This window comes from Patescibacteria group bacterium (genome assembly GCA_035529375.1).
Lineage (GTDB): Bacteria > Patescibacteriota > Microgenomatia > PFEM01 > JAHIFH01 > DATKWU01.
The window spans coordinates 1-20,898 of the sequence record DATKWU010000018.1; the positions used below are offsets into that span (position 1 = coordinate 1).

Annotated in this window: 28 protein-coding genes; 10 read left to right on the forward strand and 18 right to left on the reverse strand. The window is 39.8% G+C overall.

Annotated features, from left to right (window positions below; translation table 11 throughout):
* From recG to VMY36_03990, 7 genes are all read left to right on the forward strand, one after another.
* Nucleotides 1-1,980: ATP-dependent DNA helicase RecG (gene recG / locus VMY36_03960; GenBank protein ID HUV43024.1), on the forward strand; the 1,980-nt coding region annotated here is incomplete at its 5' end.
* Between the two features lie 15 nt (nt 1,981-1,995).
* Entirely contained in the window at nt 1,996-2,199 is a 204-nt protein-coding gene (gene rpmF / locus VMY36_03965; protein HUV43025.1) for a 50S ribosomal protein L32, read from the forward strand.
* A gap of 10 nt (nt 2,200-2,209) precedes the next feature.
* Nucleotides 2,210-2,614, forward strand: a complete 405-nt coding sequence (gene nusB, locus VMY36_03970; GenBank protein ID HUV43026.1) for a transcription antitermination factor NusB — start codon at nt 2,210-2,212, stop codon at nt 2,612-2,614.
* Complete coding sequence (locus tag VMY36_03975) at nt 2,611-2,847, forward strand: DUF1493 family protein (GenBank protein HUV43027.1); 237 nt, start codon at nt 2,611-2,613, stop codon at nt 2,845-2,847. Before nusB ends, VMY36_03975 begins: the two co-directional genes overlap by 4 nt.
* Nucleotides 2,844-3,542 carry a ribonuclease III gene (gene rnc / locus VMY36_03980; protein ID HUV43028.1) on the forward strand — a complete coding sequence of 233 codons (699 nt, stop codon included), beginning with the start codon at nt 2,844-2,846 and terminating at the stop codon, nt 3,540-3,542. The genes VMY36_03975 and rnc overlap by 4 nt, the downstream gene beginning before the upstream one ends.
* 12 nt (nt 3,543-3,554) lie before the next feature.
* Complete coding sequence (gene rpsP, locus VMY36_03985) at nt 3,555-3,782, forward strand: 30S ribosomal protein S16 (protein ID HUV43029.1); 228 nt, start codon at nt 3,555-3,557, stop codon at nt 3,780-3,782.
* 7 nt (nt 3,783-3,789) lie between these two features.
* Nucleotides 3,790-4,026 carry a KH domain-containing protein gene (locus tag VMY36_03990; protein HUV43030.1) on the forward strand — a complete coding sequence of 79 codons (237 nt, stop codon included), beginning with the start codon at nt 3,790-3,792 and terminating at the stop codon, nt 4,024-4,026.
* Here VMY36_03990 and pilO read toward each other — a convergent pair.
* The 18 genes from pilO to VMY36_04080 form a co-directional block, all read right to left on the reverse strand.
* A complete protein-coding gene (pilO, locus tag VMY36_03995) occupies nt 4,020-4,748 on the reverse strand; it encodes a type 4a pilus biogenesis protein PilO (protein ID HUV43031.1) in 729 nt (242 codons plus the stop codon). The two genes, VMY36_03990 and pilO, sit on opposite strands and share 7 nt — an antisense overlap.
* Before the next feature lie 6 nt (nt 4,749-4,754).
* The gene (locus VMY36_04000; GenBank protein ID HUV43032.1) at nt 4,755-5,297 is read right to left on the reverse strand and encodes a hypothetical protein; all 543 of its coding nucleotides are present in this window, start codon (nt 5,295-5,297) and stop codon (nt 4,755-4,757) included.
* Between the two features lie 3 nt (nt 5,298-5,300).
* Nucleotides 5,301-6,320: a type IV pilus assembly protein PilM gene (pilM, locus tag VMY36_04005; protein HUV43033.1), complete on the reverse strand. Its 1,020-nt coding sequence runs from the start codon at nt 6,318-6,320 to the stop codon at nt 5,301-5,303.
* Between the two features lie 7 nt (nt 6,321-6,327).
* Nucleotides 6,328-7,170, reverse strand: a complete 843-nt coding sequence (locus tag VMY36_04010; GenBank protein HUV43034.1) for a pilus assembly PilX N-terminal domain-containing protein — start codon at nt 7,168-7,170, stop codon at nt 6,328-6,330.
* A 41-nt stretch (nt 7,171-7,211) separates the two neighbouring features.
* On the reverse strand, nt 7,212-7,718 hold the full coding sequence (locus VMY36_04015; GenBank protein HUV43035.1) for a type II secretion system protein: 507 nt from the start codon (nt 7,716-7,718) through the stop codon (nt 7,212-7,214).
* The gene (locus VMY36_04020; GenBank protein HUV43036.1) at nt 7,712-8,083 is read right to left on the reverse strand and encodes a hypothetical protein; all 372 of its coding nucleotides are present in this window, start codon (nt 8,081-8,083) and stop codon (nt 7,712-7,714) included. The genes VMY36_04015 and VMY36_04020 overlap by 7 nt, the downstream gene beginning before the upstream one ends.
* A complete protein-coding gene (locus VMY36_04025; protein HUV43037.1) occupies nt 8,084-8,563 on the reverse strand; it encodes a type II secretion system protein in 480 nt (159 codons plus the stop codon). It lies immediately after the preceding gene.
* 12 nt (nt 8,564-8,575) lie between these two features.
* Nucleotides 8,576-9,421, reverse strand: a complete 846-nt coding sequence (locus VMY36_04030; protein HUV43038.1) for a hypothetical protein — start codon at nt 9,419-9,421, stop codon at nt 8,576-8,578.
* Nucleotides 9,422-9,424: 3 nt separating this feature from the next.
* Nucleotides 9,425-9,817, reverse strand: coding sequence for a prepilin-type N-terminal cleavage/methylation domain-containing protein (locus VMY36_04035; protein HUV43039.1), 393 nt, complete (start codon nt 9,815-9,817; stop codon nt 9,425-9,427).
* Nucleotides 9,814-10,248 carry a type II secretion system protein gene (locus VMY36_04040; protein ID HUV43040.1) on the reverse strand — a complete coding sequence of 145 codons (435 nt, stop codon included), beginning with the start codon at nt 10,246-10,248 and terminating at the stop codon, nt 9,814-9,816. Before VMY36_04040 ends, VMY36_04035 begins: the two co-directional genes overlap by 4 nt.
* A 23-nt stretch (nt 10,249-10,271) precedes the next feature.
* The gene (locus VMY36_04045) at nt 10,272-10,748 is read right to left on the reverse strand and encodes a type II secretion system protein (GenBank protein HUV43041.1); all 477 of its coding nucleotides are present in this window, start codon (nt 10,746-10,748) and stop codon (nt 10,272-10,274) included.
* The gene (locus tag VMY36_04050) at nt 10,745-11,188 is read right to left on the reverse strand and encodes a prepilin-type N-terminal cleavage/methylation domain-containing protein (protein HUV43042.1); all 444 of its coding nucleotides are present in this window, start codon (nt 11,186-11,188) and stop codon (nt 10,745-10,747) included. Before VMY36_04050 ends, VMY36_04045 begins: the two co-directional genes overlap by 4 nt.
* Before the next feature lie 2 nt (nt 11,189-11,190).
* Complete coding sequence (locus tag VMY36_04055; protein HUV43043.1) at nt 11,191-12,006, reverse strand: prepilin-type N-terminal cleavage/methylation domain-containing protein; 816 nt, start codon at nt 12,004-12,006, stop codon at nt 11,191-11,193.
* The gene (locus VMY36_04060; protein HUV43044.1) at nt 11,973-12,734 is read right to left on the reverse strand and encodes a prepilin peptidase; all 762 of its coding nucleotides are present in this window, start codon (nt 12,732-12,734) and stop codon (nt 11,973-11,975) included. Before VMY36_04060 ends, VMY36_04055 begins: the two co-directional genes overlap by 34 nt.
* 67 nt (nt 12,735-12,801) lie before the next feature.
* On the reverse strand, nt 12,802-13,401 hold the full coding sequence (locus VMY36_04065) for a type II secretion system protein (protein ID HUV43045.1): 600 nt from the start codon (nt 13,399-13,401) through the stop codon (nt 12,802-12,804).
* A 64-nt stretch (nt 13,402-13,465) separates the two neighbouring features.
* Entirely contained in the window at nt 13,466-14,668 is a 1,203-nt protein-coding gene (locus VMY36_04070; GenBank protein HUV43046.1) for a type II secretion system F family protein, read from the reverse strand.
* Nucleotides 14,668-15,726: a type IV pilus twitching motility protein PilT gene (locus tag VMY36_04075; protein HUV43047.1), complete on the reverse strand. Its 1,059-nt coding sequence runs from the start codon at nt 15,724-15,726 to the stop codon at nt 14,668-14,670. Before VMY36_04075 ends, VMY36_04070 begins: the two co-directional genes overlap by 1 nt.
* Nucleotides 15,727-15,733: 7 nt before the next feature.
* Entirely contained in the window at nt 15,734-17,485 is a 1,752-nt protein-coding gene (locus tag VMY36_04080) for a GspE/PulE family protein (GenBank protein HUV43048.1), read from the reverse strand.
* A gap of 46 nt (nt 17,486-17,531) precedes the next feature.
* Here VMY36_04080 and VMY36_04085 point away from each other — a divergent pair, with 46 nt between their 5' ends.
* The 3 genes from VMY36_04085 to VMY36_04095 all read left to right on the forward strand — a co-directional run bounded on the left by VMY36_04085 (nt 17,532) and on the right by VMY36_04095 (nt 20,898).
* The gene (locus VMY36_04085; protein HUV43049.1) at nt 17,532-18,260 is read left to right on the forward strand and encodes a hypothetical protein; all 729 of its coding nucleotides are present in this window, start codon (nt 17,532-17,534) and stop codon (nt 18,258-18,260) included.
* Nucleotides 18,261-18,378: 118 nt separating this feature from the next.
* Nucleotides 18,379-20,310, forward strand: a complete 1,932-nt coding sequence (locus tag VMY36_04090) for a DNA gyrase subunit B (GenBank protein ID HUV43050.1) — start codon at nt 18,379-18,381, stop codon at nt 20,308-20,310.
* Nucleotides 20,311-20,346: 36 nt separating this feature from the next.
* Nucleotides 20,347-20,898, forward strand: a complete 552-nt coding sequence (locus VMY36_04095; protein ID HUV43051.1) for an inorganic diphosphatase — start codon at nt 20,347-20,349, stop codon at nt 20,896-20,898.

The window sequence follows — 20,898 nt, forward strand, 5'->3', positions numbered from 1 at the left end:
AAAAAATTAAGTAAATTAAACATTAAAACTTTTGAAGATCTTCTCTATCATTTTCCCTTTCGTTATGTTGATTATTCTTTGATCTCACCCATAGGTCGAATCCAAGCTGGAGAAATTGTCAGTATTCAAGGAAAAATTATCTCAATTAAAAACGAATATACCCGTCAGGGTAAAAAAATTCAAAAAGCGGTGGTGGCTGATGCCAGTGGCGAAATCCAAGCCGTTTGGTTTAACCAACCTTTTCTCGTCAAAATCATCATTCCAGGCCAAACAATTGGTTTATCAGGTAAAGCCGATTGGTTCGGTCCCAATCTAGTTTTAGTTTCACCCGAATATGAAATTATCAAGGAAGGCTTAAGAGAAAAAAAAGAAACAGTCCATACTGGCAGATTGGTCCCCATTTATCATGAAACTTATAGTCTCTCTTCCAAATGGCTTCGCTCCCGGATAGCTCCGCTGATGAAAAAATTTGTTCCAGGTTTAAAAGAATTCTTACCTGTCAAAATTAGCAAAAAATATAAGTTAGTTAAATTCAATCAGGCTCTGCAAAAAATTCATTTTCCGGCCAATCAAAAAGAGGCCCAAGAAGCAAGAAAGCGCTTTGCTTTTGAAGAATTTTTTCTTCTTCAATTAGCCGCCTTGCAAAGAAAAAAGGCCTGGCAAAAATATCAACTAGCTTACAAATTCTATCTCGATCAAGAAAAAATTCTTGAATTTACCAATAGTTTACCCTTTACCTTAACCCAGGCTCAAAAAAAGGCCTTTAGGGAAATCTTTACTGATCTTGAGAAGGATAAGCCCATGAATCGCCTTCTTGAGGGTGATGTTGGCAGTGGTAAAACCGTGGTTGCCGCTGCCGCTATTTATCTTGCTTTTCTTAATAAAAACCAAGCCGCCCTGATGGCGCCAACTCAAATCCTTGCCAACCAACATTACCAAACTCTCAGTCAAATCCTTTCTCCTTTAGGCGTCAAAGTCGCCTTGCTGACGGCTTCCCAAAAGAAAACAGTAGGAAATTTTGATTGTCTTATCGGTACTCATGCCCTTATTTATCAAAGGGCTCAATTCAAGCAATTGGGTTTAGTTGTCATTGACGAACAGCACCGATTTGGTGTCGAACAAAGAGGTAAGTTGATTAAAAAAAACAAAGTACCCCACCTCCTAACCATGACCGCCACTCCCATTCCTCGAACCGTGGCTCTGACTCTTTACGGCGATTTAGATCTTTCTGTTTTAGACGAAATGCCTCCAGGCAGACAAAAAATTAAAACCTGGGTTGTCCCTCCCTATAAACGAGCTGCGGCCTACCAATGGCTCAGAGAGCAAATTAAGGATAAAGAAGATCAAGCCTTTATTGTCTGTCCTTTAATCGAAGAATCGGCTCATGAAACCATGCAATCAGTGAAAGCGGTCACCAGTGAAAAAGAAAGATTGGCCAAAGAAGTTTTTCCGGACCTGAGAATAGGCCTTCTCCATGGCCGACTCAAAAGTAAAGAAAAAGATAAAGTTTTTGAGAAATTTAGACAAGGAAAAATAGATATCCTTGTTTCCACGCCCGTGGTTGAAGTCGGAATTGACATTCCCACAGCCATAATTATGCTGGTTGAAGCCGCCGAGCGCTTTGGTTTGGCTCAACTTCACCAGTTAAGAGGTCGGGTGGGTCGGAGCGGTCAACAAGCTTACTGTCTCCTCTTCAGTGCAACGCCTAGTGAAAAATCTCTTAAAAGACTCAAAGCCTTAGAAAGAATTACAACCGGATCAGAGTTGGCCGAAATAGACCTAAAATTACGGGGACCAGGGGAAATCTATGGTACTCAACAACACGGTTTTTTTAATCTTCGCGTGGCCTCTTTTTCAGATCTAAAAATGATTAAAGAAACCCGCCAGGCAGCCGAAAAGATTATTAAAGAAATCAAGTACTATCCCTCCTTGCAAGCCAGGCTCAAAAAAGATACAATTAAAGCCGTTGAACCAAATTAAAGAAAATAAATAAACATGGGAGCCTTACCAAAAAGAAGAATTTCAACCGCCAGAAAGGGGAAAAGAAGAGCGGCGATTAAATTAAAAAGGTCGCAACTCATTAATTGTCCTAACTGTAGTCAGCCAAAAAAACCTCATCAAGTTTGCCCGGCTTGTGGCTATTATAAGGGAAAAGAAGTGGTTAAACCTAAAGTTAAAAAAGGAAAGAAATCAACCTAGAGTAAAGGTTATGAAAACGCCCTATGACCCCAGGCACATCAGAAGACAAAAAGCAATTAAAAACTTATTTCGTTGGAGTTTTCGATCTGATCAAAAGATTAAAAATGAATTGGCTAAGAAAATCCTTGTTAACAGCAAGAAGATTAACGAAATTATTGTTCAATCGGCCCCAGATTGGCCAATTGAACAAATTAATCGAGTTGATTTAGCCATTCTTCGATTAGCCATCTATGAGCTGGTAATTGTTAAAAAAGAGCCACCAAAAGTCATTATCGACGAAGCGGTTGAATTAGCCAAGCGTTATGGCAGCGAAAAAAGCTCTAGTTTTGTTAATGGGGTTTTGGGAACGGTTTTAAAAAAAGTCGAAAAAAAGGAAAAAGATAAAAAGACTGTTTCCCGGAAAAAATCAAAATGACCAAAGTTGAAGAAAAAATCATTAGTTTAATCTCGGAAAACCTAGGCGCCACTAAGGAAGAAATCACACCTAAATCAAGTCTTAGAAAAGATTTGGGTGCAGAAACTTTAATGATTTCTGATTTATTAGCCAAGATTCAGGAAACTTTTAATATCGACCTTGAAGAGATTGAGCCTGAAAAAGTCAAGTTTGTCGATCAATTGATTAATTTAGTGACTGCCGAAATCGAATGAAAAAAAATTTAGATATTCTTCAGCAAAATTTAGGAATAAAATTTAATCAGCCTCAATTACTGGCTCAGGCAATGGTCCACCGTTCTTATCTCAACGAAACAACCGGAGCTGATTTAGAATCCAACGAAAGACTGGAATTTTTAGGAGACGTCGTTCTTTCTTTTATTATTTCCAATTGGCTTTATCAGGAATTTCCCAATTATAAAGAGGGTCAGTTAACCAATCTTCGTTCTAATCTCGTCAGAACAACCACCCTGGCAAAAATTGCTGATCAACTAAAAATTGGCCAAAACCTCCTGATGAGTCGAGGCGAAAAAAGCTCTGGGGGAGAAAAAAACCCTTCTCTCCTAGCTAATAGTCTCGAAGCGGTGATTGGGGCCATTTTTTTTGACCAGGGTCTTGCTAAAACAGAAGCCTTTGTCAAAAAGCAATTTAAATCATTTTTAGAAAAAATTGTTGCCAAAGGAGAATTTAAAGACAGCAAAAGCCTCCTTCAGGAAAAACTCCAAGAAGAATTTAAAGAAACACCAATTTATAAGACCCTTAAAGAAGAAGGACCAGATCATGCTAAAATTTTTACGGTTGGTGTTTATAGTCAAGGTGATCTTTTAACTCAGGAAAAAGGAAAAAGCAAACAAGAGGCCGAAGAAAAAGCGGCCAAAGCTGCCCTTGAAAAAATAGAAGATAACCGTTAAAATTCTAGCATTATGGTTAAAATTAGACTAACTCGAACCGGCAAAAGAAACGCTCCCTCTTACCGAATTGTGGTTATGGATTCCCGGACTAAGCGAAATGGACGGGTAATTGAAAATCTTGGTTTTTATGATCCCAAAACTAAACCCACTACCATTAAATTCGATCGAAAAAGAGTTGATTATTGGCTTTCTCAAGGAGCCCAAATGACGGAAGTGGTCAAAAAACTATTAAAAAAATAGAGGATTCATGAAACAACTCCTAGAATTCTTAATCAAGTCAATTGTTGAAAAGCCTCAAGCAGTTAAAATTAAAGAAGAAGAAAAAGAAAACTTCGCTGAATATTCGATCAAGGTTGACCCTGAAGATATAAAAATTGTCATTGGTAAAAACGGTCAAACCATCCGCGCGATTCGCACCTTAGCCAAAACCAAAGCCATTAAACAAGGCAAAAAGATTAATCTTAAATTAGAAGAAAATCAGTAAGTAAAGGGATTTTCCTTGCCGCTCGTTATTAAGGGTAGACTCGTTTGGCTCAAAACCGTCAGGTAGCCTTTAATTTTCTGATAGACCTCTTCCTCTTCCGAACTGATGGGAATAATCGTCCGATCAGCTTTGCCGATAAATTCAGGTGAGGCAAGATAGTAAGTCTCCAATTCAAGCTTGCTTTCAAAAATATCTTCCTCTTGATTAAGACTGATTTGCCTAATCCGCATTAAGGGCGAGATTGACTCGACAGACTTAAAGAATTCATATAAATCTCCACGATCACCACTAACACTTAAACTAATTGTCAACGAAGGAAAACTTTCTTTGTTCCCCTTGGTTTGAATTTTTCCCGACTCAGTTGATATCTCGCCGATTTGAACATCCAGACCATGAATCTCTAAATCATTTTCACTAGCTAAACTTCTTAAGCTAGCAAAGATGAGGGGTCCGTTTTTATCAATAGGCAAAACTTTGACTATCTGATTAGCTCTTGCCTCTAGCTCACTTCGATCATAGCCTTGTAAAATGGCCATCTTCTGCGATAATTGAGCTAATTCATCCTTTTGTTTACCCAGTTCTCCTCTTACCTTTAAAATCTCACCAAGTTTTGGCTTGACTACCAAAACGCCTGACAAAACGATTAGAACAATGACAATCAGAGGGAAAAGAAATTCCCGAAACTTGGACAAACCTGGTAATTTATTGATTCCTATCTTCATTTTTATTTAATCAACCAAAACTTCAAAATTAAAATTATAGATACCGTCTTCTTGTCGGCCAGCGGAAACCAGAGTACTGCTGGTGACGTCACCATCATCAACCGCTTCTTTTAAACTCTTTAAAAAAGACGACAAGGCTGGCGCATTATCGGCTAAGCCTGAAAAAATTATTTCTCCATTAGAATTCCACTTTACACTTTCCAAGGCGATTCCTTGAATCATTAAATCATCTAAGTAATTAAGCCAATGCTCAGGTTGGGGAGTCTCAGTTCCCACTAATCTGGATAAGACTGAAAGACGCTGCTTAACCAGAAACTGCAATGACTCCATTTCTTCTAGACTGACTAACTCCGCCTTTTTTACGGCAATCTTTTTAGTCACTACTTGGGATTCGCGAGTGATTACTAGTCCGTATGAGAAAACTACAGCTACCAACAAACAATAAAGGACAATTAAAAAAATCGTGCCTATCTTCAAAAGGAAACTTTTTCTTTTTTCTGTGGGAGAAAGTTTATCTGCTTGGAGAAGATTAATTTCTTTTGCCGCCATTAATTAAACCTCTTTCATTGCTAAACCAATCGCGGTTGCATAAAGGAATGTTTGAACTTGACTAAGCTGTTTTCTCAAAGTTTCATCCATCTTAATCTGATTAAAAGCATCACCAACTTGAATCTCTAGGCTTAACTTTGAAGCCATAACACTGACTGCTTCCGGCAAGCCAGCCGTACCACCACTAAGGATAACCCGTTTGATTGTTTTTTGGGTTTCGGAACGAAAATATTCAATTGTTTTCTCAATCTCGTTAACAATAACATCAAGAATTGGACCAATGGCCCCCTTAACTTTACCTTCTAACTTCTTCGGGTCAACACCATAAGCCTTTTTGTAAGCCTCTGCCTGACTCGGATCTAGTCCCAAGCTGGTAGCAATTGCTCTCGTCAAGGCTTCACCACCAGTGCTGACGGAACGAGAAAAAACAACCAAGCCTTTTTCAACCACGGCCATGTCAGTCGCCTTAGCTCCTAAATCCACCACCAAAGCCGCTTCTCCTTCTGGCCCAACCAAACCCCTGGCCAGAGCAACAATTTCTGTCTCTAAACTGACCGGATTTAAACCAGCTGTCTTAAGAACCTTTAAAGTTTTTTCAACAAGTCTCGTTGGCGCCGCCACAATCAAAACTTGAATTTTCTCTTGATTATTAACATTAATTCGCCCCACTACTTGATGAGCTAAAGTCGCTTCCTCTAAAGGAATGGGTACGTATTGCTCTGCCTCCCACTTAATGGCTGATTTTAACTCCTCTTCAGACAAGGGTGGTAAATTAATCGTCCGGGTAAAAACCTGATCTTGAGGAAGGGCTGTGTTCACGTTATTAGTGGAAATCTTAGCTTCGCTTTGAAGTTTTTTAATTGCCTCGGCTAGGGCGGTCAGATCAGTATCCGCCTCTGAAGCCAGTCCTTTTTGAGTTGAGGGACTTGAACCAAAAGCCACTAAACGATACTCCTTGCCGCTTTTAGCTAGCTGGACAACTTTAAGATTATAGGAACCAATATCTAAACCAAAAAATTCCATGGGCAGATTATGATTTTATCAAATCCTCTTCGCTAAATAAGACGTAATCAAAAATGGCTGGCGGCGCTTCAAAGAGCTGACATTGTTCTACCTTTCGGCTAATACCCGCGCCTACATCCGAGGCGGTTACTTGGTAGCATTGACCTTGAAGAGGCAAGTCGGCATCGCCTCTAATCGCTAAAGCTTGTTCTACATCATTATAAATGAGTTTTAGTCTCAAGGCATAACTGCCACTAGGGATACTTACTGTAGCTTTAAAGGGAAAAGTAAAAGTCTGGTCATCAATAGTAAGCGATTCACCTGAACTAGCCAGCGTAAAATTGTTACTTGTCGTTCTGTTTGAATCAGGGTCAAAAGCAGATTTAGTCGTCTTAAACTCACCATCATTATAAATAATGGTTGCTTCTAAAGCTGGAGTGGTAGGTTCATTAGCTACTTGATCTTCATTACCCCAGAAAATTTCGATTGTCCCGCCATCCTGGTAAAAACCTGAAGAGGGGTTAAGGTCACCAGTAGTTTCATCGTGATCAATTAACCAAATTGTCTGAGTTTTACCAGCATCAATCTCTTTAGGAAACCGAAAACTGTTTTTACCACTTCCACCTAAAGAAATTGTTTCAGCAGCAATCGTAAAGTCTTCTGCTGAAAAATCCGGTAAGTCCTGACCAGCTAAAAGGCTTTCTAAACCCGCTTCGGCTACTGAAAAAGCCCTGGCTGATTCTTCTTGCTCTTGAGAAAGACGAATATCAGTCACTGAACGGGAAACAACTGACAGACCAATTGTCAAAGCTACGGCCATAATTAATAAAATTACTAATAAAGCTTGGCCTGAATTAGTTTTTTTCTTCATCTCTTCCATTCTAATGAGATAACTAGCTCTCTGTCAAATAATTACTCGGGAATATTCCTCAAACTGATCGTTGTTTTAAAATCAATCACCGCTCCTTCTTCTGGATGACCCACACTGGCACCGCTTAAGAGAGTGAAACTAATCGCCACCACATCGGGATCAAGATCCCCATCTTCCCGACAATCAAAAGCACAACTGCTAAGTGTCAGTCCGCCACTAATTAATTCGCCTGAGTTTGAACTGATGGTACTGCTATCACAACTAAATTCAGTTGAACCACCATCAGGATTTTTAATTTTTATCCTGGTCATCCCTAACTCACATGTCTGTTCATTACTGTTTTCTTCAAGATAACGGGCGTTTCTAATCATTCTTTCCATCACCCCTAGGGCATAATCACCGTTTTGTTTAACTGCACTGACGGTTTTTGATTTGGTTGAGCCCCTTAATAAACTAAAAAAGCTACCTGAACCAATAACCGCAATAATGCCAAAAAGACTAACCACCACCAAGATTTCAATTAAAGTAAAACCCTTTTTCTTTACCATCTGGTTAAATAAGTTTCTAAGTTTGACTTATGCGTCCCCTTAGCATCTACCCAGGTAACAGTCACAATGACCCTGACGCGATCAACAACATTAGACTCACAAGTCACTGTTCTGGTAAAACCCTCAATCTCCTCGAATGACGGACAGCTACCAGCAAAAAAAGAATCAGGATCGCTATCTCTAAAGGCTCTGACTTCTTCAATTGCCTCTCGGGCGTATTGAGTAGCCAGAGATTGTTTGCTAGCAAAAGTCATATTTCGAACAGAAATGGTCGTCGCCGTAACCAAAGCAAGAATCACCAAAACGGTCACGGCTATCGCCGCTAAAACCTCAATTAAAGACTGGCCTGATTCTTGTTTTTTCATTTATTCAGAGATTAAATCAATCTTACCATCAGGATAAACTTCTAAATTCTTTGTTGTCCCATAACCTGATAAAGTAATGGTAGCGCCTGATTCTTCTTGAATATCCGTTCCACCAGTAATCGGTTTAAACAAAATACCATCTTCCGGACTTTCTGTGATTTTTACTCCTGATGACAACTGAGTATCGCTAATAAGTTTCAAATCCAGACCACCACCACAACTTGAATAAAGAACGTAGTTACCCGGACTAAAGTCAACTAAAACACCATCAAAAACTCCTTCAGTACATTCTTTTTTACCTGACAAAGCCTTGCTTCGAGCATCAGTTAAATCAGTTTTCAATTCTAAAATTGCTTGTTCCAAGATTTGCTGACGATTAAACTTCATGTACTGAGCCAAACCAAGAGAGAACAAAATGGCCATCACTGAAACAACTACCAAAATTTCAATGAGAGTAAAACCTGACTTTTTCTTTATCATCAAAAAAGATTATCAGAACATTGATAGACAATAACACATCTCCGGTCCACCACAATTAGAATCATAATAAAGACACTGGCCCTCTTTTTCTGTAAAACATCTAAGAGCATCAAAACAATAACCGCCAGTAGGAACATATGGTCGACATTCACCCGAGTAACAATATCCGTCATAATTTCCGTAATCACAATCCTCATAGTTGTCAACATTCTCACGTTGACAACTACCAGCGACACAACTATCGATGGTACATTCTTCTTCATCATCATTACAATCAAGACACAAAGCCCCTCCGGTGCCACATTCTTCAAGCGTTGTCCCTGCTTCACAAACAGAACCAGACCAGCAACCAGAACAAGGAGTAGGGGAGGGCGAAACAATTTCTAATTTTCCAGCAGGAGTAACGAGCACCCCCGCCGTATTACCAGCTCCACCACTACCAGCCACTAAAACAATTGTTTCATCTTCAGATAAATCAGTGCCACCGGTAAAACTTTTAAAAAGAATTTCATCAGGATAACTACCTAAACTAACCTGTTCTATCTTGTAAGTAGTAATCAAAATTAAAGCCGTTTTGTTGTTGCAGCTTGAATAGAGACTGTATTCTGCGTCCCCAAATCTGACTAAAATTCCATCAAAGACACCTTCACAATCTTTTTTACCAGAAAGAGCCATTTCTCGAGCATAAGCCAGATTGTTTTTAAGGCCTAAAACAGCCTGACCTAAAACCTGTTGACGATTAAACTTCATGTACTGAGCCAAGCCAATCGAGAAGAGAATCGCTAAAATAGAAATCATAACTAAGAGCTCAACCAAAGTGAAACCAAAAACCGAAGATTTTGAGCAGGCTCTCTTCATGTTCTAAGGGGGGCCTACTTTATAATTACATGCTGCACTTCCACATGAATCAGCAACACCACAAAGATCAGAGCCAGGATTTTCTAAAGCGGTACATAATTCATAACTATTAGCGCTACCACTGTAATAGTAACTTCGGCCATCAATCGGATCTTCAGGCATCGGCGATAAATAATCAGAACAGTCTGAAGTCGGATCTGATCCTACTGGATAAGAACCAACATCATTCCGGCACATCTCTAAACCACTCCTAATCTGCTCCAGGTCAGACTTTCTTTTCCCATCCCGGGCTGATTGCCTGGCTCCCTGATAAGAAACCAAAGCCAAACCAGAGAGAACAGCGATAATCGTCACTGCCACTAAAAGTTCAATTAGAGTAAAGCCTTTTTTGTTCATGGACATGTTGCAAACGTTGGTTCAGTGTCATCGTCAGTGGTGTCTGATTTGCCACTTGAACAAACATACCACCAGCCAGCTGTTTCCAAATCAGCATATAAAATATAAGCTGTTCCTTGTAAATCCGAGATGTAATAATATTTTTTTCCAGTAGTCGGGTCAGTAGGACAATCGGAAATAAACTCATCCAAATCAGCCCCACTTCCACAAAAACCAGCCACATCATACTTGCTGGTATGAACAGGATAAAGACCATTATTACTAGCCGCATAATTTTCCAAACCATTCCGATATTGGGATAAATCCGACCTTCTTTGGGTATCTCTGGTCTGTTTTTGGGCACCAGAATAACTGACAAAAGTCAGAGAAGCCAAAATACCAATAATCGAGATAACGACCAATAATTCAATGAGAGTAAAACCTTTTTTCATTTTCACCTCCTTTTCCTTAAAAGCTAATCAGCACAAACGACATACTGAGTTTCATCACAATCTTCTTCATTTTCGAAAATCCCACAATGAATCTGAGACTCGCAAATATCGCTATCAGATTTATTTTCTAGGTCCGCCCAAAGTAAAAAATCCTGTTCAGTCGCCTGGGCATAACTGTAACTAGCGTCAGGATCAGGATCTTCAGGTAAAGTCTTCATATAAACCATGTCGCCACAAGCAAATTGAGAACCCCAGTCAAAAGTCTTGCTTTCGGTCCCTTCACAAGCAACTATCTGATCACCACTTGCTTCTGGATATCCATCATAATCATTGTAATATAATCTCAAGGCCTTTTTGACTTGATCCAAATCAGACTTTCGCTGAACATCCCTAGCTCTAGCTCGAGCCGAATTGAAATTGACCATCACCAAAGCCGCTAAAACGCCAATAATCGAAACGACGACTAATAATTCAATTAGAGTAAAACCTTTTTTATTCATGGCGCTACATTAGCACTAGAAACACCATAATTACATTCCTCACCGCCACAACTTGTTCCTGAATAAGAACCTGAATCGGGTATAGCTGCATCCTTCACATTTTCTAATCTAGCATAAATTCGGTAGGAAGTTCCATCCGCAGAATAATAAGCGTAATTACCAAATTTAGGATCTTTAGGAATCTCTTTCATATATAGAGTCTCATGCTCATCACTCCAAGAACCACCCCCACCAGGAAAATCTGCGGTTAAAGGATATCCGCCCTTATCATTGTAATAAGCTTCTAGAGCCCGTTGAATTTGACCCAAATCATGTTTGCGCTGAGCGTCTCGGCTTTTGATTTGGGAACTCCGAAAACTCGCCAAGCCAATCGTGGACAAAAAGCCCAAGATGGCGATGACAATCAAAAGTTCAATTAAGGTAAAACCTTTTTTGCTCACTATTAATCAGCCTTACAAGCTAAATCTAAAATACACTTATCATCTTCTGGTCCCGGACTATCTCCTTTGTCACAAAAATAGTAATAAGGACTATAAGTATCAGGACAACAAGATCGACAAATTTCTTTCCAGCACCAAGGTGTTCCTTCTACTGTTTTACAGGTTGGTATTGCCTCTAAAGGTATTTCTGGGGGAAATTCACCAGGTGGCGGCTCTTCAGATGGTTCTTCTCCAGGAGGTGTTTCACCAGGTGGCGGTTCTTCTCCAGGAATATAGACCCAAAATTCGCCTGGCAAACGAGCTACTTCGGTGACATTAGGACTACTTACCCAGTAATTATAATTGCAGCCTGGCCCGCAACCGCCACTGGGGCAGTCAACATTACTATCACAACCTACTTTAGCAATAATCGGATCATTTTCATTCTCTAGTTTGGTATAAATTTTATACCATTTATTGCAACCACTCCCTTCCTCAAAGGTATACATATAATTGTAGTAGACATTATTAAGGGGATCACAAGGAATTTCGGAAAGATAACCCTCAAAGAATTCACCCTGGGTTGGACCACAAACCACCATCCCTTCAGGATAGCAAACACTATCATTAGCGTAATCTTCAAGTAAATTCTGCCAAGTCGCTAAATCAGCTTTGCGCCGTGCGTCCCGGCCTTTCAGTAATTGAAGTCGATAAGCCCAAAGAGCGATTAATAAAAAAATAGCAATAATCGCCACCACAATCATAATCTCAATCAGAGTAAAACCCTTAACTGTCTTCTTTCTTCTTAAATTAAGAATTTTCCGAGATAAAGCTCCCATATTTTTTGACCCCAAAACCAGCTCAACCAAGCCGTACTGGCTAAAAAGGGCCCAAAGGCAAGATGTTCCCCTAAGCGCTTTTTACCCACTAAAATTAGTATGACACCAAAAACAGCCCCAGTCAAGAAAGCCAAAAATAACGCTACCAAAATCTGGGGAAAACCCAAAAAAAGACCTAAAAATCCAACTAATTTAACATCACCCATCCCCATACCTTTCCCCCGAGTCGCCACCGCCAGTAAAAGAAAAAATAAACTCGCTCCTAAACCACTCAAAATTGAGGTTAAATCATGGCTCACCAGAAAAGAATAAGAAAGAGCTAAAACAATGCCAAAATAAACAGCTTCATCAGGAATCGTCTGATAAAGAAAATCAGAAGCGGCAATGACAATCAAAGCATAAGAAACTAATAAAAGATAAAGAATATTAACCAAAGGCAAGGAAAAATAAAAGACAATTAAAAAAGTGACCAAACCAGTGGCTAGTTCAACCAACGGATACTGCCAACTAATAGGGGAGTGGCAAGAACGACAACGACCTTTAAGAAGAAGAAAAGAAAGTAAAGGCAGATTATCTTGCCAAAGAATCTTTTTCTTACACTTAGGACAAAAAGAACGCCCCCGTAAAGGCGATAATTGATGATTCAGGCGATAAACAACGACGTTCAGAAAACTACCAAGACACAGTCCTAAAAGAAAAACGATTATTCCAACCACTAAACCTGCCATAAGTCCACTATAACACATACCTAAATATGTTTTAAACAACTCTCTTCCCTTTAATTTTTAAACCGGCTTATGGCAGGCATTGATAACAAGCCGTTGCCAAATTTGAACTTGCTGCGCCTTTACAATCAGCATCAGGACAAGCTTCAGTCTCTGGAAAATCAGGTGGTATAGTACCATAATCAGGATCGGCAACACAACGCTTATAAGCTTCCGTCCTAAAAGATGATGATTTAGGAATGAAACAAATATAAGTGCTATAGCCACCACCCGTCATTTTGTAAATAGACAGTAAATTAGCACTCGCTGCTACGATTCTATTAACAAAAGTTAACTTTAGCTCTTCTGTTCCTGCAGCTGAAAGATTTTCCAACATCGGTTGTGCATCGGTGCCAATTCCTTGATCAATTGCTATTATTTGTGTGAAATCGACAAAATCGTTATCACTACTTGCATTTAACATCCAAGGATAATAACCCTTAGAAGCATAATAACGATCAATCGCACTAATCAACTGCTCTGAATCTGATCGAGTACCGGTATCCCGACCTCGGTTGATTTGTTCAATCGGGTTAATGGCCGCCAAAACGGCTACAGCCAAAATACCCAAAACAGCAATAACAATTAACAACTCGATCATCGTAAAACCTCTAGGTAGATATTTTTTCATCTTTTCTCACCTCCTTTCTTTTAAAAGATAATTAATAATGCTTAAACTTAACAATCTTGCTGATTTAAAATTGAGAAGCAAGATTGTAAATCGGCATGATAACGGCAATAATCAAAAAGCCGACACCCACTCCTAATACAATCATGATAAGAGGCTCAATTGCGGCTGTCAATCCCTTAATTGCCATCTCGGCCTCTTGTTCGAAATAAGTAGAAACTTTTGTTAAAACCTCATCAATTTTGCCTGTCTCTTCACCCACAGCCACCATCTGAGATAAGATCGGGGGAAAGATTTCTTCTTGACTCAAAGCACTGGCCAAAGAAATTCCTTTTTCCACTTTTTCCGTTACTTTTTCTAATGAATGCTGATAAAGAGGGCTAGAAAAAGCCTTCATCGTAATCTTTAGAGCATCAACAATTAAAACACCGGCTCCCACTAACAAGCTTAAAGTCCGGGTAAATTCAGTTAACATGGTTTCCTGTCTCAACTTGCCGATAATCGGCAAACGAAAGGTAAGATTATCAATCATTCCTCTAAATTGAGGGTAACGATTAAGGATTCTCAAACCAAAAACAGAACCAGCCAAAAGAGCCAAAGCTAAATACCAAAATTTAGTAAAAAAAGTAGAGATGTTTAACAATATCTTGGTGGCGATTGGCAAATCAGCCTGAAATTCTTCATAGATCGTCATCATTCTTGGCAAGACAAAGATAATCATAATCATCCCAACACCACCCATAGCTAGAATAATAATCGCCGGATAGATCATCGCGTTTTTAATCTTACCCTGAAATTCTCTTTTCTTTTCTAAGTTATCAGCTAAACGCGCCAAAACCTTGTCCAAAGAGCCAACCGCCTCACCAGCGTTAATCAGGGCCACGTAAACCTGATCAAAAACCTGGGGATGTTTCCCCATGGCCTTAGCCAAAGTACCACCACTCTCTACTTCCCGCCTAATCTCCGCTACCACTTTAGCCATTGACGGCTTTGCCTGTTTCTCCAGAATGTCAAGAGCAACCGTTAATTGGAGTCCAGCGGTGGCCATTGTCGACAACTGACGGGTAAAATTCACTAAATCCGTGATGCTTATTCGACTAAAGAGAGGACCCGCTTGAGCGGTTAAACTTTTGCGAAAAGGAGCAATTGAAATAACGAGAAAGCCTTTTTCTTGAAGAATTTTGGCAGCCTGTCGTTCATCCCTCGCCTCAACAACGCCACTAACTTCTTTATCTTCTTTGTTTTTGGCCCGGTAATTAAACTTTTTCATCAACGTCCTTTGACCGATTTCATTAGCTCTTCTGGACGAAAGGCGTAATTCCTGGCAACATCAAGACTAATTTTGCCTTCTTTAACCAGCCTTGACAAATCCATTTCCAACACCTTCATCCCAACTTCGACTGAAGTCTGAATAATATTATCAATCATATGAGTTTTGCCTTCTCTAATCACGGTTCTGATAGCCGGTGTGGCCACTAGCACCTCGGTCGCCGGAATTCTGCCTCCTTCTAAAGAAGGCAGTAATCTTTGAGAAACGATCGCCTCAAGGGTCGCTGAAAGCTGCATCCTAACTTGTTCTTGTTGATGCTCGGGAAAAACATCAATGATTCGGTCAATTGATTGGGCGGCTGAATTAGTATGAAGAGTTGAGAAAACCAAATGACCGGTCTCGGCAATGGTCAAAGCCATACCCATCGTCTCTAAGTCTCTCATTTCGCCAATCATAACTACATTAGGATCTTCTCGTAAACAAGAACGCAAGGCGATTGACCAGGAATGAGTATCATCTCTCAATTCTCTTTGAGAAACAATCGACTTCTGATGTTTAAAAACATATTCAATCGGATCCTCAATCGTAATAATATGTTCACTCCGATTAAGATTAATCTCCTCAATAATCGAAGCTAAGGTGGTTGATTTACCATGACCCGTCGGGCCAACTACCAGGATAAAACCTTGCTTTAACTTGGTAAAAGCATGACAAATATCAGGAAGGTTAAGTTCATCGATGGTCGGAACTTCCATCGAAATAAGACGAAGAGCGGCGGCCAATTCACCTTTTTGATAGTAGGCATTAACTCGAAAACGACCCCGGTCACCAAAAGCAAAAGAAAAGTCTAGTTCTTTGTTAACTAATAAAATCTCCTTTTGTTCTTCGCTAACCAAACTGAAAATTAACTGCTCGGCCACTTCCTTACTTAACGGTTCTAAGCCAGTAATCGGCGACAAAACACCATGAATCCTAAGCATCGGCGGCACCTTGGTAATCAGATGGAGATCCGAAGCTCCCTTATTAAACGTAATTTCTAATAGCTTTTCAATTTCCATAAATAATTTAATCCTCAGCGACCCTGAGAACCTCTTCTATCGTAGTAATTCCCTCTAAGACTTTCAAGTAGCCATCTTGTTTCATGGTAATCATTTCTTCTTGAATAGCCTGTTTTTCAATATCCGAAGCTGAAGCCTTTTCCATCGTCAGTCTGCCAATTTTCTCAGTTACTGGCATCACCTCAAAAATCCCAACCCTACCTAGATAACCAGTATTATTACACTTAGGGCATTTTTTACCCCGATATAATTTAGGATTATCACCAGATTGATAAAGATTGCCTAGTATCGTTTTAAAATCAGCTATCACTTCGGCTGGCGCTGGATATTCTTCTTGACAATCAGGACAAATTTTCCTAACCACTCGCTGAGCTACCACACAAGTCATGGCTGAAGCCAATAAAAATGGTTCAGCTCCCAGATCAATTAATCGAGGAATAGCACCAGCCGAATCATTAGTATGGAGAGTCGAAAAGACGAGATGACCAGTTAAGGCAGCTTGAACAGCCAAACCAGTTGTTTCTTTATCTCGAATCTCACCGACCATAATAATGTCCGGATCTTGACGAACAAAAGATCGCAAGCCATTAGCAAAAGTCAAACCAGCGGCGGGATTAACTTGAACCTGATTAACTCCTGGGATTTCATATTCAACCGGATCTTCTAAAGTAATGATGTTAACCTTAGACGTATTGATTTTAGATATAGCGGAATAAAGAGTGGTGGTTTTGCCTGAACCAGTTGGACCACAAACAACAATAATTCCATGAGGTCGAAGAACGGCCTCTTGAAGACTTTTTAAAGCCATTCCCCTTAAACCTAATTCGGTTAAACTAAGAGCTCCACCGCTCTTTTTTAACAACCGCATGACAATCTTTTCCCCATGAACCGTCGGTAAACAGGAAACTCGAAGATCAACTTCCTGACCATTGGCTTTAAAAGAAAAACGACCGTCCTGGGGTAAACGCTTCTCATCAATCTTCATGCCACAAAGGATTTTAATTCGAGAAATTAAACCCTCATGAACGTTTTTTGGTAAAACTAGTTTTTCGTGCATAATACCGTCAATTCGATATCTAATTCTGGTTTTTTCTTCTTCTGGCTCAATGTGAATATCAGAAGCTCTGCCTTTGACCGCGAATTCCAAAAGAGTAGAAACAATCTTGGCAATTGGCGCTTCTCGAATAATTTCGCCTAATTTAGTCAAATCAACTGGGACGCTTTTAACCGGCGCACCTGTTTCCTTAAGAGCTGCTTTGACTTCAGTTGACAAACTCTCCTTGTAATTAATGGCAATCGCCTTGTTAATTTCTTCAGACGTTGACATATAGGGCTTAACTTTGGCTTTTGATTTCCGGGCCACAAATTCAATGGCCTGAAGATCCATGGGGTCAGCCATGGCCAAGGAAAGCTGATTATTAACAGTATCGTAAGCAAAAGGCAAAACCGAATAACGCTCGGCGACGGCCCGGGGGAGCCTACCTAAGGCTTCTGGCGAAGCGGCCGTTTCATCTAAATTAACAAAGGGAATATTGCGAACTTGAGCTTCAGCTTTGGCAACTTGTTCTAAGGAAGCATAATTAGTTTCTAAAAGCAGCTCTTTAATCGCTTTGCCGGTATTAGCCTGTTCGATTTTTATTTTCTCTACTTGTTCTGAAGAAAGAATCTTTTGGCTAAGCAAAACATCTAAAAAACCAGAACCATCTTCTTCTTGAGGATCAGTTTGGACACTCTGTTGCTGTTGGGCAGGTTCAGCCATGCTTCTATGTTATCTTGTTTTCTGCTAAAATGTCAAACTAACAAGCATGTTTGTTTCTCAATTAATCGCGGGCGGGCTTTTGGAAGAAAGAATCAAAAAGGTTCAGCAATTGCTTCAGCCCCATTTCAACCAGCCAATTGATTTAGATAAACCCCCTTTTGACCTGTTGGTGATTAGACCAGTCGATTCGATTGGTATCGACGAAATAAGAAAATTAAAAAGATTTCTTAGCCGCCGGCCTTATCAAGCCGAAATTAAAGCTGGTTTGATTACCGAAGCCGAGAAATTAACCTTACCAGCCCAAAATTCCCTTTTAAAAACTCTTGAAGAACCACCAGAAAATTCTTTGGTTATTCTTCTGGCTAGTCAGCCAGCTAATCTTTTGCCAACCATTATTTCGCGAGTGAAAATCACTCGTCTTCCCACTAAAAGTCAAATTAGTCTTTCTCCAGAAGAAATTAACCAATTGACGGAAACTTTAAAGCAAATCTTAAACCTTGAAATAGGGGAGAGGCTTAAGCTAAGTTTGACTTTAGTCAAGAATAAAGATCAAGCTCTCCAATTAACAGAAAATTTTCTTTTCCTTTGGCGCCAGATTTTAAGAGATAAGGCAGGTTTAAATCAAAAACAAACCAAATCTTTAAACCAGCTAAACTTAAAACAAATTGAAAAGGCCTTAAAAAACACAGAGCAAGTCAGAAAAATGCTGGTCGCCAATGTTAATTTTCACCTGGCAATTGAGAGTCTTTTTCTCTCTTATCCCCGTTTAAACTAAGGCTTAATTTTGTCCAAATTAGGTTTGCATCAACCTCTGAAAACTGATAAAATAGAGTTATTAAGGTAGGGGTTACAAACTTCCTTTTCTCCCTGCCAATTTTATGTCTATCAGACAAATGCTAAAGTCAAAAACTAAAGCCAAAAACAATAATATTCTTTCCACCTATACTTCGGCCCAAATCAAAGTCCTTGAGGGTTTAGAACCAGTCAGAAAGCGCCCAGGGATGTATATTGGCTCGACTGACAAAAAAGGCTTTCATCATCTGATCACCGAAGTCGTCGACAACTCGATTGATGAATCTCTAGTTGGTTTTGCCAAGAACATTAAAGTTGTTTTAAAGAAAGACGGTAGTGCTCAAATCCGAGATGACGGCCGGGGGATTCCGGTTGATAAACACAAATCAGGTCTTTCCGGTTTGGAAGTAGCCATGACCAAACTCCATGCTGGGGCCAAATTTGACGAAGGGGTTTATAAAGCCTCGGGTGGTCTCCATGGTGTCGGTGTCTCCGTGGTTAACGCTCTTTCTCAATGGCTTAAAGTTGAGGTTCACCGTGACGGCCACGCCTATGCTCAAGAATATAAACGAGGCAAACCGACTACCCGACTAGAGAAAATAGGTAAAGCCAAAGATACAGGAACAATCACCACCTTTATCCCTGATAAAAAAGTTTTTAAAGACATTGAATTTGATTATCAGTTAATTGAGCAGACTATTAGAGAAAGAGCTTATCTGATTCCTGGAATTAAATTCCATTTAGAAGATGAACGACAAAATATCAAGAAAGATTTTTACTTTGAAGGTGGAATTAGCTCCCTGGTTAAACACCTTAATCATAGTAAAAAAACAATTCATAACGTCATTTTTATTAAAGGCGAAGATGATGGTATGGCTATGGAAGCGGCGATTCAGTACAACGATGGTTATTCTGAAAACATCCAGTCTTTTGTTAATGTCATCAACACTCGAGATGGCGGCACTCACCTGACCGGTTTCAAAATGGCTTTAACTAGAGCCATTAACGATTACGCCAAGAAAATTGGAGCTATCAAAGAAAACAACGGCTTTATCGGTAATGACACCCTTGAAGGCTTAACCGCCGTTGTTGCTGTCAAAATTTCGATCAACAAAATTCAATTTGAATCCCAAACTAAAGCCAAACTCAATAACCCTGAAGCCCAGGGTTTAGTCGCCACCTTTATCAAAGGAGGCCTGGATACTTTTTTCGAAGAACATCCGGCTGATGGTCGGAGGATCATTGAAAAGATCGCCCTGGCGGCCCGAGCCAGATTAGCGGCCAGAGCCGCTAAAGAAGCGGTGATCAAAAAAGGCGAGTTAACCGGCTTAGGTTTACCCGGTAAACTAGCTGATTGTCAAGAAAGAGATCCCAGTCATTCTGAACTCTACATTGTTGAGGGTCCTTCAGCTGGTGGTTCGGCCAAGCAGGGGAGAGACCGACGCTTTCAGGCGATTCTACCTTTAGGGGGAAAAATCCTTAATACCGAAAGAGCTCATTTAGACAAAATTATTAAATTTGAAGAGCTTAAAGATTTAATTATTGCCCTCGGCATGGGAATAGGCGAAACGATTGACATTAAAAAGATTCGTTACCAAAGAATCATTATTATGTGTGATGCTGATGTTGACGGCCAACACATTGCTACCCTTCTTCTGACTTTCTTTTTCCGCCACCTGCCTTCAATCATTGAAAAAGGTTATCTTTACATTGCCATGCCGCCTTTGTATCGCGTCCAGATTGGCAAAGAGTCTTTCTATGTTTATAATGAAGAGGGAAAGGATGAAGTGATTGCTGAACACGGTCAAGGCAAACAAAAAATTAGCGTCCAAAGGTTTAAAGGTTTGGGAGAAATGAACCCTAAGCAACTTTGGGAAACAACCATGAATCCAGACAAAAGAATTTTAAAGAAAGTAATGATTGAAGATACTCAACGAACCGATCAAGTCTTTACGACTTTAATGGGATCAGACGTCCCACCCAGAAAAAGATTTATTCAAACAAGAGCAAAAATGGCTAATCTAGATATTTAATATTTATAATTATTCAAATCATATTTAAGGAGAAAAATGACTAATCAAAAACACAATCTTTTTCATCTCGTCTCAATTGGCGACAATCTGCCAAACGAAATAAACTGCCTGGTGGAAATCCCTAAAGGCGGGACTAATAAATATGAATATAACCATCACCACGGTTATTTTCACCTTGACCGGGTTCTTTATGAAGCCGTCTATTATCCGGCTGAATACGGCATCATTCCTCAAACCTGGAATGACAAAGACAAGGATCCCCTTGACATCATGATTTTGTCAAGCTTTTCCACCTTTCCTGGTTGTGTGATTAAATGCCGCCCGATTGGCGTCATTCGAATCGAAGATACCGGTGAACAAGATGATAAAATCATCGCCGTTCCGGTCGACGACCCTCGTTTCTCGCAAATCAAAGAGCTAAAAAATCTCCCATCTCACTCAAAAAAAGAAATTGAGAACTTCTGGGAGAATTATGCCGAACTCCAACCAGATAAAAAAATCAAAATTGAGGGTTGGGGTGAAAGAAAAGCGGCTCGGGCTCTAATTAAACAAGCCGCGGCTAATTACCAAAAAAAATTCCCAATATAA

Excerpts from the sequence above, each read along its gene's own strand:
- VMY36_03990 (HUV43030.1), top strand. The coding sequence starts at position 3,790 with ATGAAACAACTCCTAGAATTCTTAATCAAGTCAATTGTTGAAAAGCCT.
- rnc (HUV43028.1), top strand. The coding sequence starts at position 2,844 with ATGAAAAAAAATTTAGATATTCTTCAGCAAAATTTAGGAATAAAATTT.
- pilO (HUV43031.1), bottom strand. The coding sequence starts at position 4,748 with ATGAAGATAGGAATCAATAAATTACCAGGTTTGTCCAAGTTTCGGGAA.
- VMY36_04090 (HUV43050.1), top strand. The coding sequence starts at position 18,379 with ATGCTAAAGTCAAAAACTAAAGCCAAAAACAATAATATTCTTTCCACC.
- VMY36_04075 (HUV43047.1), bottom strand. The coding sequence starts at position 15,726 with ATGGAAATTGAAAAGCTATTAGAAATTACGTTTAATAAGGGAGCTTCG.
- VMY36_04020 (HUV43036.1), bottom strand. The coding sequence starts at position 8,083 with ATGAAAAAACAAGAATCAGGCCAGTCTTTAATTGAGGTTTTAGCGGCG.
- VMY36_04070 (HUV43046.1), bottom strand. The coding sequence starts at position 14,668 with ATGAAAAAGTTTAATTACCGGGCCAAAAACAAAGAAGATAAAGAAGTT.
- VMY36_04035 (HUV43039.1), bottom strand. The coding sequence starts at position 9,817 with ATGAACAAAAAAGGCTTTACTCTAATTGAACTTTTAGTGGCAGTGACG.
- VMY36_04065 (HUV43045.1), bottom strand. The coding sequence starts at position 13,401 with ATGAAAAAATATCTACCTAGAGGTTTTACGATGATCGAGTTGTTAATT.
- VMY36_04045 (HUV43041.1), bottom strand. The coding sequence starts at position 10,748 with ATGAATAAAAAAGGTTTTACTCTAATTGAATTATTAGTCGTCGTTTCG.
- nusB (HUV43026.1), top strand. The coding sequence starts at position 2,210 with ATGAAAACGCCCTATGACCCCAGGCACATCAGAAGACAAAAAGCAATT.
- VMY36_04010 (HUV43034.1), bottom strand. The coding sequence starts at position 7,170 with ATGAAGAAAAAAACTAATTCAGGCCAAGCTTTATTAGTAATTTTATTA.
- VMY36_04040 (HUV43040.1), bottom strand. The coding sequence starts at position 10,248 with ATGAAAAAAGGTTTTACTCTCATTGAATTATTGGTCGTTATCTCGATT.
- VMY36_03975 (HUV43027.1), top strand. The coding sequence starts at position 2,611 with ATGACCAAAGTTGAAGAAAAAATCATTAGTTTAATCTCGGAAAACCTA.
- rpmF (HUV43025.1), top strand. The coding sequence starts at position 1,996 with ATGGGAGCCTTACCAAAAAGAAGAATTTCAACCGCCAGAAAGGGGAAA.
- VMY36_04030 (HUV43038.1), bottom strand. The coding sequence starts at position 9,421 with ATGAAGAGAGCCTGCTCAAAATCTTCGGTTTTTGGTTTCACTTTGGTT.
- VMY36_04060 (HUV43044.1), bottom strand. The coding sequence starts at position 12,734 with ATGGCAGGTTTAGTGGTTGGAATAATCGTTTTTCTTTTAGGACTGTGT.
- VMY36_04055 (HUV43043.1), bottom strand. The coding sequence starts at position 12,006 with ATGGGAGCTTTATCTCGGAAAATTCTTAATTTAAGAAGAAAGAAGACA.
- pilM (HUV43033.1), bottom strand. The coding sequence starts at position 6,320 with ATGGAATTTTTTGGTTTAGATATTGGTTCCTATAATCTTAAAGTTGTC.
- VMY36_04085 (HUV43049.1), top strand. The coding sequence starts at position 17,532 with ATGTTTGTTTCTCAATTAATCGCGGGCGGGCTTTTGGAAGAAAGAATC.
- VMY36_04080 (HUV43048.1), bottom strand. The coding sequence starts at position 17,485 with ATGGCTGAACCTGCCCAACAGCAACAGAGTGTCCAAACTGATCCTCAA.
- VMY36_04025 (HUV43037.1), bottom strand. The coding sequence starts at position 8,563 with ATGATAAAGAAAAAGTCAGGTTTTACTCTCATTGAAATTTTGGTAGTT.
- VMY36_04095 (HUV43051.1), top strand. The coding sequence starts at position 20,347 with ATGACTAATCAAAAACACAATCTTTTTCATCTCGTCTCAATTGGCGAC.
- VMY36_04000 (HUV43032.1), bottom strand. The coding sequence starts at position 5,297 with ATGGCGGCAAAAGAAATTAATCTTCTCCAAGCAGATAAACTTTCTCCC.
- VMY36_04015 (HUV43035.1), bottom strand. The coding sequence starts at position 7,718 with ATGGTAAAGAAAAAGGGTTTTACTTTAATTGAAATCTTGGTGGTGGTT.
- rpsP (HUV43029.1), top strand. The coding sequence starts at position 3,555 with ATGGTTAAAATTAGACTAACTCGAACCGGCAAAAGAAACGCTCCCTCT.